We start from the raw sequence: 13,531 nt of genomic DNA on the forward strand, positions 1-13,531 counted from the left end.
AGCCGACGCGGTGGCCGTGCGGTGAGCGCGGGTCCGGACGAGGCGGCGCCGGGCTCGCTGGCGATGGACACGGGGACTGAGAGGCGAGGCGCAGGCCGTCGCGGGGCACGTGAAGGAAATTCCTCGTGCAGCCGCACTATTTCCACAACGTGTTCCGCAGTGAATCGATAGGAGCCGCCCACGTACGTGAAGGGAATGAGCCGACGCCGGGCGCGCTCTTTGACCCACCAGACGGAACAGCCCAGGGCTTCGGCGACTTCCCGAGCCGTATGCAGGCGGGGGAGAGCGGGAGATATCACGGGATCGGACAACAGAGGAATTCCCTTTCCGGGGACTCGCAAAGGAGACCCCACAACAGGCGGCCGGGTTCGGCGTCAGGACAATGATGCGGAGAATCCCCGGTTTGGCTAACCGGCGATCGTCGGCTATGTTCCGCCCGCTCCGACCGGCCCTGGGTGTGCGTGATGGCCGGCGAGGAGGGTGTGCGGTGGGGTTCCGAGGGCGGCAGCGATGGCGACGAGGTCGTCGATGTCGCAGCGGCGGACTGTGCGTTCGATGCGAGAGAGCGCGGTGAAGGTCATGGGCCGGCCCAGCGCGGTGACGCGTGCCGCGAGCTGGCGCTGGGAGTAACCGCGGGCGGCGCGGGTGCGCTCGATGGCGTGGGCGGTGGCTTGTCCGGCGGGTCCGATTTCAAGGGGGCGTGGCGGCATTGGTGTGTTGTAGCTTGCGTCGGGGCCGCTTGGGAACGCTATTCCTGTCTGCTGTGAGCGATGCGCCGACCACTGGTGAATTTTCGGGTTGATTTGGCCAACCGGGATTTCGCGTCTACCGTCAAGCGGCCGGATAGAAGTTGTGTCGGGGATTTGAACTAACACTGGACTTCTGGCCCCTGGGTGTGGCTGTGTTGTCCACGCACCCCGGCCCCGCCGGATTCCCTGCCCCCCGTTTCGAAAGGTGGTCGATCGGCATCGCCCGTATCCGCACGATCAAGCCCGAGGCGTTCGCGTCCGAGTCCCTCGCAGCCGTGTCCCTGTCCGCCGAACGGACCTTCTTCGGGCTACTCACCCTCGCCGACGACCAAGGCCGGTTCCGTGACCAGGCGGCCGTCATCGCCGGCCAGCTGTGGTCGCTGCGCCGCGAGCACGGCCCGGTGGAGGTCGAGGACGATCTCACCCAGCTCGACGCCGCCGGCTTGATCTGCCGTTACGAGGGCGACGACGGCAAGCGGTACCTGCACATCGTCTCCTTCGCCAAGCACCAGAAGATCAACCGCCCCAGCGGCGTCCGGAACCCCGCCTGCCCCCACCACGACCTCGGCGTCACGCGTGAGCCCTCACCGCAGGTGCACGGAGCAGTCACGGAGCCCTCCGTGAAGGGGCAGGGAGGAAGCACGGAGGCTGCCGTGAATGGCGAATCCGCAGGTCAGGCGCGAGTCAGTGAGCCCTCACCGCAAGTGCGGGGAGGACTCACGGAGCCTGCGGTGAGCCCTCACGATCCGGATCTAGGACCTAGGAACAGGGATCTAGGAACTACCCCGTTGGGAGGCGCGAGCGCCCCCGCGCCGCAGACCGTCTCGGCGAAGGACCTCATCGGCGAGTACGCCGCCGCGTGCACCCACCGACCGCCCCGAGACGTCCTCAGCCATCTCGGCGGGCAGGTACGCAAGCTCCTCGACGAGGGCATCGACCCGGTCCACGTACGGGCGGGTCTCGCACGGCACCGGGCCAAGGGCCTGCACCCGAGCACCCTGCCCAGCCTCGTCCACGAGGCCATGAACGCCTCCGCGCCCGCGCCCGCCGCCGCCCACCGGCCATGGACCAACCCCGCCGACGTCGCCGCCGCCTACGGAGGTGACCTGTGACCGCCACCCTCACCCGGGACCCGCACCAGGTCGGCCGGATAGCCGACCGCCTCGGCGCCATCCTGACCCAGCGGGGAATCGGCCCCGACGCCACCGCGCACGAGCCGCCGTCGGAACCCGTCACCGCACTGGAGCTGGCCGACGCCCGCATCCCCGCCCGCTACCGGCGCGCTCTGACCGACCACCCCCAAGTCACAGCCTGGGTGGACGAGATCGCCCGCGCCGGCCGCCCCGGACCTGCAGGCGCACCGGGAATCTCGGAGGGTTCCTCCCTGCTGATCGCCGGCCCCACCGGCACCGGCAAGACCCACCAGGCGTACGGCGCCATCCGTGGCCTCCTCGCAGTGGGGGTCCGGCTCCGCTGGGAGGCCGTCACCGCCGCCGACCTGTACGCCCGCCTGCGTCCGCGCTCTGGCTTCGACAGCGAGCGTGAGCTGCAGGCCCTGGCCAAGTGCCCACTGCTGCTCCTGGACGACCTCGGAGCGGCCAGGACCAGCGAGTGGACCGAGGAGCTCACCTACCGGCTGATCAACCACCGGTACGAGCACATGCGCCCCACCCTGATCACCACCAACCTGCCGACCCCCGAGCTGCGCACCGCGCTCGGTGACCGCGTCGCCTCCCGCCTCGCCGAGATGACCGAACGCGTCATCCTCACCGGCCCCGATCGACGCCGCCGGAGCGCTCCCACCGCCTGATCGGCCCGTGCGCGTGCCCCTCCCCCGCCCTGCCTCGCATCACCACACCCTGCCCTTGGCGGCGCAGACCCCCGGGAGACCGAGCCAAGCGGCCACTCCCGCCCTTCATTTCCCCCAACCTTTGGAGCCCCACCCTGCCCTCCCCTCTCACGCGCCTGGCTGCCCAGAGCGCCAGCATCCCGCTCCTTCCGGACTGGGTCACCTCCCCCGTAACGACAGCGGTACTGCTCGCCTTGCTCATGCTCGCCGGATGGATGCTCCGCCAGCAGCGCCGTCAGCCGCCCGGCGCAAACCGCTGGCGCGGGACCGTCGCAATGCCGGTCGCCGCCATGGCCGCGCTCGGCTGCACCGCCTACAGCGCGGACACCAGCTGGCGGTTCGCCGCCGACTACCTGGACATGGGCAGCACCGTCGAGCGCGCCTTCATGTTCGCCACCGCCGAGCTAGCCCTGTTCGCCACCGCGCTGATGGCACGCCAGAACCTCAACGGGCCCGCACGCGCGCCGGGCGTGCCAGGCGTCCTCGTGTGGGTGCTCACCGGAGTGCAGATCATCCCCGCATACGCCGAGTTCGGGCTCGTCGGCGGCACCGTGCGCGCTTTCGTAGGCCCGGTCATGGCCGCGATGCTGTGGCACCTGGCCATGGGCATCGAGCTGCGCCACCGCACACCGCAGGCCGCATCACGCGGTCTGGCCGCCGTCCTCGTCCGGCAGATGCGTGAACGGCTGCTGGCCCGGCTAGGCATCGCCGACCAGGACGCGGACGCCGCCCGGCTCATCCGCGAGCGTGCGCTGAGCGAAGCCGTCACCCTGATCCTCCGCGCCGAATCGATGACCGACAAGCAGCGCGGCACACTGCGGGGCCGGCGCCTGTCCGATCGTCTGCACGAGGCGCTGGAGCGGGCCGACGTCGACGGTGATCCGCTCCAGGACGAGTTGCTGCTGCGCAAGCTCGCCACCCGCAAGCAGGCTCTCGGCCTCGCCACCGTCGCACTGCCGCCGCGCTGGCACGCCCCGACCTCGTACACCTCCCGTCGCTCCGGGCAGACCAGCCAACCGCCCTCCGCCCGTCTGGACCAAGCGCCACGGGCGGAGGACGCTGCCCGCCCGCATCCATCGCACCCAGGCGACGACCAGGCGCCCCCAACTGCCCGCCCGCAACCTGCCCGCCCGACGCCAGGACTGCCCACACGACGGGCAGAACCCGAAGACGGCCCACCGCATACGGGCAGCGACGCCTCCGACAGCGCCCCGGGCAGGCGCAAGCGAAAACCGGCTGCCCGGCAGAAACAGGAGGACCGCAAACCGCGCGCCTCCGACGAGCTCATCCTCAAGTTCGCCCGCCGCGTGTACGAGGAGACCGGCCGCATCGGCCGCGACCGGGTAGAGGACGCCCTCCGCGACGCCGGCTACACCGTCTCCAGCGACGACGCCGGACGCGTCGTCCGCGATTTCAAAAGCCAACTAAAGGCCGCGCCCAGCGACCCCGCTCCCTGATCCCCACAACCAACCGCTCCCACAGCCACCACCCTGAGACGGAGGCTCGATGCACGACCCACACCGCGAAGACCCCACCACCAGCGACAACGCCGTACCAACCACCCCGTCCCCAGCGCGAGCAAGTTGGAGGTCCGGACACTCCCCCGCAGGGGGAGCGCCCGAACCCGACCCCGCCCCGGGGGTGGCGGGGCCCGTCCGGCACCAGGGGGCGCCGGACGGGAGGGCTGCGACCGAGGGCGGACCGCAGCCAGGCAAGGCCAACCACAAGGGCAAGGCCAGGAAGGGAAAGTCGCGTCCGCGTGACAAGAGGCAGCGCCCCGCCCACAGCGTCCGCCTCAACGAACAAGAAATCGCCATCATCCGATCCGGCGCCGAGCACGTCGATATGAGCGTGGCCGGGTTCCTTGCCCACTCGGCCCTGGCCGCTGCCCGCGACCAGTCCCGCACCGCAGCGGCCATCGCCACCGAGCGGGACATCCTGACTGCCCTCTTCGGTGTGCGCCGTCAGCTCGGCTGGGCGGGCAGCAACGTCAACCAGGCGGTCAAGGCACTCAACTCCGGTGCCGACGCACCACACTTCGCCGCCGCCCTCGCCGACCTGCAGCGTGCCGCACAGGCCGTCCAACGGGCAGCCGACAGGATCACCAACCGACAGGAGGGCCGAGCGGCTTGATCCCCCGGATCCACCAGCAGGGCAGCAACACCCTCGGACTCCTGCACTACCTGTACGGCAAGGGCACCCACGAGGAACACATCGACCCACACCTGGTCGCCTCCTTCGACGGCATGGCCCCCGACCCCGGCCGCGACCCCTCGGCGACGAAGAAGGACCTCCAGCACCTCCTCGACCAGCCCCTGTCCCTGCTCGACGCGGACCGGCGTCCCGACCAGCACGTCTGGCACTGCTCGGTGCGCGCCGCGCCCGACGACCCGATCCTGTCCGACGAGCAGTGGGGCGACATCGCCCGCCGCATGGTCGCCGCCACCGGCATCGATCCTGGCGATGGCGCAGGCTGCCGCTGGGCCGCCGTCCGCCACGCCGACGACCACATCCACATCATCGCCACCCTCGTACGGGAGGACGGCCGCCGCCCGGACCACCACCGCTCCGGCAAACGCGCTCAGGCCGCGTGCCGCCTGCTCGAAAAGGAACTCGGCCTGCACCAGGTCGCGTCTGGGGACGGCACCGCCGCCAAGCGGGCTACTAGTGCGGAGCGGCACAAGGCCGAACGCGAGGGTCGAGAGCGCCCGGCGCGCGAGGAGCTGCGGGAGACCGTACGGCGTGCGGTGGCCGGCGCAACGAGCGAGGAGGAGTTCTTCGACCGGCTGGCCGCCGCCGGTCTTCTGATCCGCAAGCGCATTGCGCCCTCCGGCGACCTGCTCGGCTACAAGGTCGCCCTCCCCGACGACCGCAACAAGGACGATGAGCCGGTCTTCTACGCCGGTTCCACACTCGCACCCGACCTGTCGTTGCCCCGCATCCGCGAACGCTGGACCCTTCCCGCGGAGGCTGCCACCTCGGCGGACGGCTCCAGGCCGGAGCAACCCGCCCTGCCGCACGTGACAGGTCCAGCGTTCGCGCGGCGCCGGGCCACCGCCGCCACGTGGCAGGCCCTGCTGATCATCGACCACGGCGACGACGGCACAGCAGCAGCGCAGATCGCTGCGGCAGGGGAGGTCCTGGACGCGCTCGCCAAGACCTCCGCCGCCCACGCCCGCGCTGAACTCCGCAAGGCCGCCTTCGTGTTCGAGCGGGCCAGCCGCTCCCACGTGAAGGCCGTACGCGGGCACGACCGCGCCCTTCGCCAGGCCGCCCGCGATCTCATCCACAGCGGGCCCGCCCTCGGCCGCGGCGAAGACGGCGCCACCACCGCCATGCTCATCGACATGGCCTTCTTCCTCGCCATCGCCACGGCGAACTGGCACGCCAAGAGGCACCACAGCCAGCAGGCAGCCGCCGCCGAACAAGCCGCCCAACACCTCCGCGCCGCCTACCAGGCCGCCGCAGCCCACCCCATGGCCATCCTCGGCCAGCGAGGGCATCGTCTGGCCCCGCGTGTTCGGCAACGGCAAGCCGACCTTCTCCACGAGGTGCTGCCGGAGCTGGCCGAACGAATCCGGGCCGAACCCGGCTGGCCCGCCCTGGCCGCCACCCTCGACGACGTCCAGAGAGCCGGCCACGACCCGGCCGCCCTGCTTGCCGAAGCTACCCGACGGCGCGAGCTCGGCACCGCCACGTCCATCAGCGACGTTCTCGTGTGGCGCCTGCGACGCAGCGCCCACTTGCCCGCCCTACCCGAAAGCCCCCACGGCACCCCGACCCGAGGCAGTCGGCGCACCGTGTCTCCGGCGCCCTCCACACAGCCGGCGCCCAGCTCAGCGAACGACTCCGGCCGTCGGCGCTAACCGGCAAGGCGGGCGGAACATAGCCGACGATCGCCGGTTGGGCAAACCGGCGATCCTCCAGACCATTGATGCCTGCACCCACCCAAACTCCTGTGAGGAGCACCCGTATGCCCAAGACCGAGATCCGACCCCGCCCCGACATCGTCGCTCTCCTCTGCGACGCCGACTTCAAGCGCCGACGTGACACCAACACATGGACCCACCGCGACGGACGCCCGTTCAGCAAGGAGGAACAGGCCCTGGTCTTCACCGCCACCCGAGTCGAACTCGAAGAGGTGAACGAACAGCTTGCGCACTATCGGGAGTACCTGCGCACGGTGGAGGAAGCGCCGGAGGCTCTGCAGCACTTCCTCGCCCCGTTCATGGAGCAGCTCACCGAGAAGACCCTCGGCAACGCCGTCCAGCTCATGAACGAGGACGACCGGACCGAGTTCGATCGACTGCTCCGCCTCGTAGCAGACCCGGTTCGTCCGTTCGCCCCGTACGCCTTCTGACGAGGGTCGGTCGCCAGCGCCCAGCGTGAGGATGCGACCGGCCCCTGGGATGGATGCCAGCATCTGACACCGAGGTGTACGGCGTCCCGGTAGCCGACAGCCGCGAGCCGTGGCGCACGGGCTTCGCCAGGACAGGACACGCATCGAAGCCGGGCTTCCCGTCGGGAGGCCCGGCTTCGATGTGTTGAATGGCCCTTATTAGGCGCGTCCGGTGGGTCGCGGATTTGTGCGGGCGCCAGCGAGGCGGTATGGCGATGGAGTACCGGTGGTTTTTCGAAGCTCCATCGCCTGCGTCAAGCGGTCAGCTGGCCGCGAGGCGGGTTCTCTTCTCGGCACGCGGTTCCGCCTTCCAGCCAGGCAGGAACGCCGAGAGCTATGGGTCGCTTTCGATCTTCTGCTGGGTGAGCCGCATGCCTTCGTCAATGATCGCGTCCCACTTCTCTGTGTCGAACTCGACGCGGCAGGGCAAGTCCTTGATGATCTTCTCGTCCACGGTCAGGTAGTTCGAGGCCCGACTCCTAGCCCCGCGGCCCGTAGGCACGTAGGCGTCGGCGCCGGCCTGGTCGGGAAGCAGGGAGATGAGGACCGCGTCCCCGTCCTCAGCGATCCTTCGGGCCGCCTTGTTGGCTGCTGAGACCTCCGTCTTGGAGGGGTCTCGTTGCAGCATCTCGATCAGGGTGCTGCGGATGCTGACCGTGTCCCGACCGACCAGCGCCTTTTGCAGGGCCTCGTGGAAGGTCTCCGTCATCGATGTCATGACCGCGATTGTCACGATTGGCTGGCCCGGGCCATGCGCTTGAGGTCGGCACCCGGTATGTGTTCCCCCGTTCGGCAGAAACGTACTGGGCGTCGTCGCCGACGGTCCCGCCAGTCGGGCGGAGGCCGGTCTTCAGCTCGTCACCGACCCATCGGACAGGACCCCTAGCTGGCCGGAGCGCACAGGAGCCGGTCGCGTGTGCTCTCCGGCAGCACCCGGCGCAGGACCGGTGCGCTGGAACTGAGGGAGTCGGCGAAGGCGGTGACGAGGTCGTGCGGCACGCTGGGGCCGAAGGAAGCCGCCCACAGGTATCCCGAGCCGAACACCGGCTCAGCCCACGCCTGCCATCCAGCCAGGACCGCCTCGTCCGTCTCAACCACCAGCACCCGAGAGTCGGCGTCCTGGATGAGTGGCGGCACCTCCCCGAGGCGGATGTGGGAGGCGAAGGTCGGATCGACCGCCCCCGTGCCGGGCTGGTCGACGTCACGCAGCCACCCGTGCGCCGTAACGGCGTCGAGGACCAACTCGGAGCCACCGAGCGAAAGGGCGGGCTGATCGCGGGCGTCGAGAGCAGCGAGGAAGTCGGCGAGGGCCTCCCCCGGGACTTCGGGCGTGAAGTAGGCCGACCACTGGGCGAGCGGACTGCTCAGGTCCGTGCGAGCGGAGACCTGCCAGGCGATCGGCAGGTTTCCCAGGTGGAACGGCTCGTCCGGCAGAACCCACTGCGCCCACCGCAGGGAGTCGGGACTGATGTGCAGGACGGTGCTGCGCAGGACCTGACGGTCCTCCGGCGCCTCATCCGGCTCCTGGCGACCACGAACGATCGCCAGGCTCGTCCAGCCCAGGCCGGCGAGTGTGTCGGCGACAGCGTCGTACAGACGTCCGTCGTCACCAGCCAGGTGACGGGGGCCAACCCAGTACGCGGACGGGTCGCCGGTCGGGGTGAGCGGTTCGAACGGGAAGTCGGGATGCAGGGCGCCTCCAAAGGCGTGGGGGTTTCATTGCCGCCGGTGCCTGGCGGCTGGTCAGGAGTGCCGTGCCGGTTTTGCGGCGGCCTTGGATGGCAGATGACCGGTCTTCGTTTCCACATGGCGGCCTGGCGAGGCGACGGCCGAGCCGCCCGAGGGCCGCCGACTCGAGCCTCTGCTGTCACAGATGCTGGGAGGTCTCCAGCACGCGAGCGACTGCGGCGGCGACGATATCGGCCGGCGTCTCGGTGTCGAAGGACATGTGGTAGCCGCGTACCTTGGCCGTCCCGGTAATGGCGATCTTCCATCCCTCGCCGTCGGTGCCAGGACGGCCGGACGGGAACCATCCGAGATAGAAGGAGCCGTCCTTGGAGTTGACGTGTACGTCCGCGCGGTCGTCGACGACCAGGTTGAAGTCGTCGGCGCAGAACTGATCCATTACGAGCGTGGGCTGGCCCGGGCCGAGCTGCCACTTACGCAACCGCAGGGCCTCGATGGTGGTGGAGAATCCGGGACTCGGGGGTTCCGGAATCACGGGCGATCACCTCTTTGACCTGGTGGTTTGCAAGAAGGTCGTCCACGTTGACATGCCGTTGCAGCGTTGGCCAGTCGTTCACGGATCTTTGCTGTCTGCCCCGGGCGAACTGCGACGAGGCGTGAGACAGCACTGTCGTATGCCGGAGAAACGGCGTGCGCGTGGTGGGCAGAATGCTGATAGTTGCCGCATGGATGCGATCGAGGCCGCACATGCCGTTGTAGATGAACACCACCCCGACGCCCGGGCTGCCTTCTTGGGAGGCAGCGTCGTGACGGGCCGCCGGACGGCAACGTCGGACCTCGACATCGTGGTCCTGCTCCACGGAGCCCCGGCCCCGTACCGAGCAAGCCTCCGGAGTGACGATTGGCCGGTGGAGATGTTCGTGCACACCGAAGCGACGTGGTACGCGTACGTTGAGCGGGAAGTACGCAAGCGCCGGTCGCCGTTGCTCTGGATGTGCGCCGAAGGTGAGCTGCTCTTCGATACTGACGGAGTCGGAGCGCGCATCGCAGCTGAGGCCCGAAAGCTGACCGCCGCCGGGCCACCCATGGTGTCGGCCGACGAGATCGATGATCGCCGCTACGCGATCACCGACCTTCTCGACGACCTCGCAGGGAGCAGCGACCAGAGCGAGCGACTGTTCATTGCCACCGAACTGGTTCGACGGACGGGCGAGTTGGCACTAGCCATCGGCGGCTCGTGGGGCGGGGGTGGAAAGTGGCTCGCACGCCGTCTGGAGACGACCTCACCGGGGCTCAACTTGCGACTGCACCGTGGCCTGCGGGAGGTTTTGGAGGGGCGGGTAGAGCCCCTCGTAGCCGCTGTCGACGAGGTGATCGGGCAGGCCGGTGGTCGGTTGTGGGTCGGCTACAAGCGAGGTGGAACTGCATGAACCAATCCGGGGCGAGGCCAGCCCATCCCACCGCCCGCGCCGCTTGCCTCTCCCGACTGGCGTGAAGGACCACGCGGGGTTCGAGCGTCTGCCCAGTCTCATCCCCGAGCGGCTTCGGGCGGAGCCGAACTTCTTGCGCTCTGCGAGCTGAGCGTCTCCACGCAGGTGCCGGAGAAGAGCCAGGACCAGTCTCGTCAGCGCCCCGCGACCGACGTTCGAGGTTTACTCCTGGGCGCCCGCCTTAGAACTCCTAACGAAATGATCTTTGAGGTGGTTGGATCTCTCCGGAGCATGTGATCCGGAGGTGCGGAGTGGCGCGGCCGAAGCCGTGGGAAGTCGACGATGAGCTGTGGGCGGTGATCGAGCCGCTGTTGCCCAGAGTGGAGCGCAGGGTTCGGCATCCTGGACGCAAGCGGCATCCGGACCGGCTGGTGTTCCAGGGCATCCTGTTCGTGCTGCACACCGGGATCGCCTGGGAACACTTGCCGCAGGAACTCGGCTTCGGCTCCGGGATGACCTGCTGGCGCCGGCTGGCGGAGTGGACCGAGGCTGGGGTGTGGCCCCGGCTGCACGAAGCCCTCCTGGCCGAACTCCGGAGCGCCAACGCCCTGGACTTCTCCCGGGCGGCGGTCGACGGCTCCCATATCCGGGCGTTAAAAGGGGAGCCAAGACCGGACGAAGCCCTGTCGACCGGGGCAGGACGGGCAGCAAACATCACCTGATCACCGACGCCACCGGCATCCCGCTCGCCGCGACCCTGACCGGCGGCAACCGCAACGACGTCACCCAGCTCGTTCCACTGCTGCAGGCCGTGCCGCCGGTGCGGGGCAGGCGCGGCCGGCCCCGGCGCCGCCCGGACGTGGTGCTGGGCGACCGCGGCTACGACCATGACAAGTACCGTCGCCTGGTCCGGAACCTTGGTGTGAAACCGGTGATCGCTCGGCGCGGCACTGAGCACGGCTCCGGCCTGGGCACCCAACGCTGGGTCGTCGAGCGCGCATTCGCCCACCTGCACTGGTTCCGACGGCTGCGCATCCGTTGGGAGATCCGCGACGACATCCACGAAGCCTTCCTCACCCTCGGATGCGCACTCATCTGCTGGCGACGCCTGAAGTCATTCCGATAGGAGCTTTAAGGCTCAAGCTGCATTACGGCACCTTTTTGATTCGGTAGGAATCTTCAAAGTGTCGCCTGATTCGCGCCATGCCCACGTAAAGAACCGTCCGTTTGTCGTCAGCTCCCATTGCTCGATAACGGATATTCGATCCTCGGCAATTTCATATCCACCGAATCGGTAATAGCCGTCCCGAGCAAGCGGATCAACCGTAGCTCTCAGATTTGGGTTGTCCACGCGGAGCACAAGGCGTGGCATCCGAAGGATTGCGTGCAATCGCAGCATCGCAAGTGCGTGCTCGTTGTAACGGCGCTGCCTAAAAGCCAACTTGGCTTTGATCACACGCAGATCCTGCGTGCTGATCGTCTTCCCGTGCAGCCCGTGATGGTTTTTGCACAGCATGATCTGGTTGCCGAACCGGTCGTCGCGAGTCTTCGCCCAATCCAAGATATGTGCACGGTCCAACGGCATAGTGACCCCGCATCCTGGGATCGCGCAGCTATAACCAGCCTCTTCGAGGAGTTCCCGCCTCAGCGAGGCGGGGATTGCAGGTCGCGACTGTGGCATAGGCCAGATCGTATGTGAACGGGCTGACAGTGCTGCCCAGCAAGGCTGTTGGGGGGATCGATGCCGATCCACCCTGGCATGGTCGAGGATCTCTCGGCCAGCGTTCGAGACCTCTGCGCGGACGCCGAGCAGCGGCTGCTCGGCGTCGTGGCGAGGCAGCTCGCCGACGGATACGAGGCGCCCGGATGGGCAACAGCCAAGCTCGCCGCGGTACAGCCCATGCGCCGCGCAGTTCGTCGTCGACGCGCTTGCCACCGCGAGACAGCTTGAGGTCTGGGAAGCGGTCGCCGAGGCGTACAACTTCGGCGCCCTCGACGACGGCGCCGCACGCCGCATCGCCGACTCGACGCCGAACACTCGGGCGGTCGACCGGCTCGCGCAGGAAACCGTCGAGGCGCCCTCGTGTGCGGGTACGCACAGGCACGGCCGTTCACCAAGTAGCGTCGAACCGCAGTCGTTCAAAGGCTTCCTTGAGCTTGGCCTCAGTTGCCGACGGGATCGGATCATCGTCGAAGTGGTACAGGTCGTGTTGAGACACAATCTCTTCTGCCTCAGCCCTTGAGAGGCGCGGCTCAAGCCTGAAGACATAGCCGTCAAGGCGCGGTTGGGTCGCATTCTCCATGCGCTGACGCGCCGCCTCTGTCGGGATGAGGTTCGCGAACAGCACACCTCGGTCGGCGCCAACGTCTTCCAACTTGCCGATCAGTCCGTCGATGACACCGACGTCGACCCGTCGGCGACGCCACTTGCACTCGATCACGATCATGATCTCGTGCGGCCCGACGTTCGCTGTCACCAGAACGTCTATCTGCCGCGGCTTCATGCTGATCCGCCCCATGACGTGGGTGTTGTGCTCCACCCGCGCGCCTGGGTACATGCGGCGTGCCTCTTCCGCGATCTGCTTTTCGAACCGCAGCCATTCGGCTTCTGCTTCTTGTCCCGTTGTGTCTCGCACGGGCTGAAAGTACCCCGCCCCTCTGACAGGAGCTGTCCGGATGAACACTTCCGCTCTGCCCGTCCAACCCCGCACGGGCGAGAGTGCCCTCGGTTTCCGCCGCGACGGCCGCCCGATCTGGCCGATCAAGGGCGGCTCGGGCGAGGGCGGCGACCCGAGCGCACCGCCGGCCCCGGCCGGCGAGCAGGGCTCGAACCCGCCGAACACCGACCCGGGCACCCCGCCCGCACCGCCCGCCGCGGACCCGGCCACCGAGCAGCAGCTCGTCGCCGCGCAGCAGCAGGCGACTGAGGCAGCCGAGCAGCGCGACCAGTTGCAGGCAGCGCTCGAAGCCGTGAACAAGGCACTCAATCCCGACGGGGCCGAGGCCGAGCAGGACCCGGCCAAGCTCGCCGCTGCGGTCGCTGCCGCGACAAGTAGCTCGGCGACCTCTCCGCCGAGCTGCGTACGGCGCGCGTCGAGCTCGCCGCTAACCGGGCCGCGGGCGAGCAGGGGCCCGCGCCGACCGGCTGCTGAACAGCCGCTCTTTCCTCTCGGAGATCTCCAACTCGATCCGGCTGAGGAGACGTTCGCTGCCACGCTCGGCGCTGCGAACAATACCGCGGTTGAGGGCGACCCCGACCTGTACCGCATGGCCCCGACCGGACCGCCGCGCGGCGGCGCCGAGTTCAACGGCGCCCCGACGGGCGAGCGCCGCCCCGCTTCCCTGCGGGACGCCATTGCCGCCCGGTTCGGCGCCTGCCCCCTAAGATCATTTCGTTAGGAGTTCTTAGTTGCGTCAG

Annotated in this window: 15 protein-coding genes; 9 read left to right on the forward strand and 6 right to left on the reverse strand. The window is 68.8% G+C overall.

The genetic code is table 11. The features are described 5' to 3' along the window. Nucleotides 1–425: 425 nt before the first annotated feature. Complete coding sequence (locus BKD26_RS14740) at nucleotides 426–710, reverse strand: helix-turn-helix transcriptional regulator (protein WP_084898278.1); 285 nt, start codon at nucleotides 708–710, stop codon at nucleotides 426–428. A 257-nt stretch (nucleotides 711–967) separates the two neighbouring features. Between BKD26_RS14740 and BKD26_RS14745 the strand changes: the two genes are divergently transcribed. The 6 genes from BKD26_RS14745 (at nucleotide 968) to BKD26_RS14770 (ending at nucleotide 6,958) form a co-directional block, all read left to right on the forward strand. Beyond that, nucleotides 968–1,861, forward strand: coding sequence for a hypothetical protein (locus tag BKD26_RS14745; protein ID WP_084898502.1), 894 nt, complete (start codon nucleotides 968–970; stop codon nucleotides 1,859–1,861). After that, the gene (locus BKD26_RS14750; RefSeq protein WP_084898279.1) at nucleotides 1,858–2,559 is read left to right on the forward strand and encodes an ATP-binding protein; all 702 of its coding nucleotides are present in this window, start codon (nucleotides 1,858–1,860) and stop codon (nucleotides 2,557–2,559) included. The genes BKD26_RS14745 and BKD26_RS14750 overlap by 4 nt, the downstream gene beginning before the upstream one ends. A 254-nt stretch (nucleotides 2,560–2,813) precedes the next feature. Beyond that, nucleotides 2,814–4,055 (forward strand): hypothetical protein, encoded by a 1,242-nt coding sequence (locus BKD26_RS14755; RefSeq protein ID WP_241518661.1) that lies wholly within the window; start codon nucleotides 2,814–2,816, stop codon nucleotides 4,053–4,055. A 394-nt stretch (nucleotides 4,056–4,449) separates the two neighbouring features. Then, nucleotides 4,450–4,731 (forward strand): mobilization protein, encoded by a 282-nt coding sequence (locus BKD26_RS42260; RefSeq protein WP_347104858.1) that lies wholly within the window; start codon nucleotides 4,450–4,452, stop codon nucleotides 4,729–4,731. After that, a complete protein-coding gene (locus BKD26_RS14765) occupies nucleotides 4,728–6,464 on the forward strand; it encodes a relaxase/mobilization nuclease domain-containing protein (protein WP_084898282.1) in 1,737 nt (578 codons plus the stop codon). Before BKD26_RS42260 ends, BKD26_RS14765 begins: the two co-directional genes overlap by 4 nt. Nucleotides 6,465–6,571: 107 nt before the next feature. Then, complete coding sequence (locus BKD26_RS14770) at nucleotides 6,572–6,958, forward strand: hypothetical protein (protein ID WP_084898283.1); 387 nt, start codon at nucleotides 6,572–6,574, stop codon at nucleotides 6,956–6,958. 373 nt (nucleotides 6,959–7,331) lie between these two features. On the opposite strand, the gene BKD26_RS14775 is transcribed toward BKD26_RS14770, so the two are convergent. The 3 genes from BKD26_RS14775 to BKD26_RS14785 form a co-directional block, all read right to left on the reverse strand. Next, a complete protein-coding gene (locus tag BKD26_RS14775; protein WP_143662650.1) occupies nucleotides 7,332–7,715 on the reverse strand; it encodes a hypothetical protein in 384 nt (127 codons plus the stop codon). A gap of 164 nt (nucleotides 7,716–7,879) precedes the next feature. Further along, a complete protein-coding gene (locus tag BKD26_RS14780; RefSeq protein ID WP_084898285.1) occupies nucleotides 7,880–8,689 on the reverse strand; it encodes a DUF317 domain-containing protein in 810 nt (269 codons plus the stop codon). Nucleotides 8,690–8,864: 175 nt separating this feature from the next. Next, nucleotides 8,865–9,218: a DUF317 domain-containing protein gene (locus tag BKD26_RS14785; protein WP_084898286.1), complete on the reverse strand. Its 354-nt coding sequence runs from the start codon at nucleotides 9,216–9,218 to the stop codon at nucleotides 8,865–8,867. Nucleotides 9,219–9,408: 190 nt separating this feature from the next. Between BKD26_RS14785 and BKD26_RS14790 the strand changes: the two genes are divergently transcribed. Together BKD26_RS14790 and BKD26_RS14795 are read left to right on the forward strand one after the other, a co-directional pair. Then, nucleotides 9,409–10,113, forward strand: a complete 705-nt coding sequence (locus tag BKD26_RS14790; protein WP_084898287.1) for a nucleotidyltransferase domain-containing protein — start codon at nucleotides 9,409–9,411, stop codon at nucleotides 10,111–10,113. Nucleotides 10,114–10,424: 311 nt separating this feature from the next. After that, a protein-coding gene (locus tag BKD26_RS14795; RefSeq protein ID WP_107417851.1) for an IS5 family transposase occupies nucleotides 10,425–11,239 on the forward strand; the annotation gives its coding sequence in 2 pieces (ribosomal slippage) (nucleotides 10,425–10,770 and nucleotides 10,770–11,239; 816 coding nt in all). 12 nt (nucleotides 11,240–11,251) lie between these two features. Here BKD26_RS14795 and BKD26_RS39765 read toward each other — a convergent pair. Beyond that, nucleotides 11,252–11,698, reverse strand: coding sequence for a hypothetical protein (locus BKD26_RS39765; protein WP_143662651.1), 447 nt, complete (start codon nucleotides 11,696–11,698; stop codon nucleotides 11,252–11,254). 526 nt (nucleotides 11,699–12,224) lie between these two features. Beyond that, nucleotides 12,225–12,749: a restriction endonuclease gene (locus BKD26_RS40230; protein ID WP_179166542.1), complete on the reverse strand. Its 525-nt coding sequence runs from the start codon at nucleotides 12,747–12,749 to the stop codon at nucleotides 12,225–12,227. A gap of 40 nt (nucleotides 12,750–12,789) precedes the next feature. Between BKD26_RS40230 and BKD26_RS40235 the strand changes: the two genes are divergently transcribed. Next, nucleotides 12,790–13,512 carry a hypothetical protein gene (locus BKD26_RS40235; RefSeq protein WP_179166543.1) on the forward strand — a complete coding sequence of 241 codons (723 nt, stop codon included), beginning with the start codon at nucleotides 12,790–12,792 and terminating at the stop codon, nucleotides 13,510–13,512. Nucleotides 13,513–13,531: the final 19 nt, after the last annotated feature.

Origin of the sequence: Streptomyces sp. CB03238 (genome assembly GCF_002099185.1) — a bacterium.
Classification (GTDB): Bacteria; Actinomycetota; Actinomycetes; order Streptomycetales; family Streptomycetaceae; genus Streptomyces.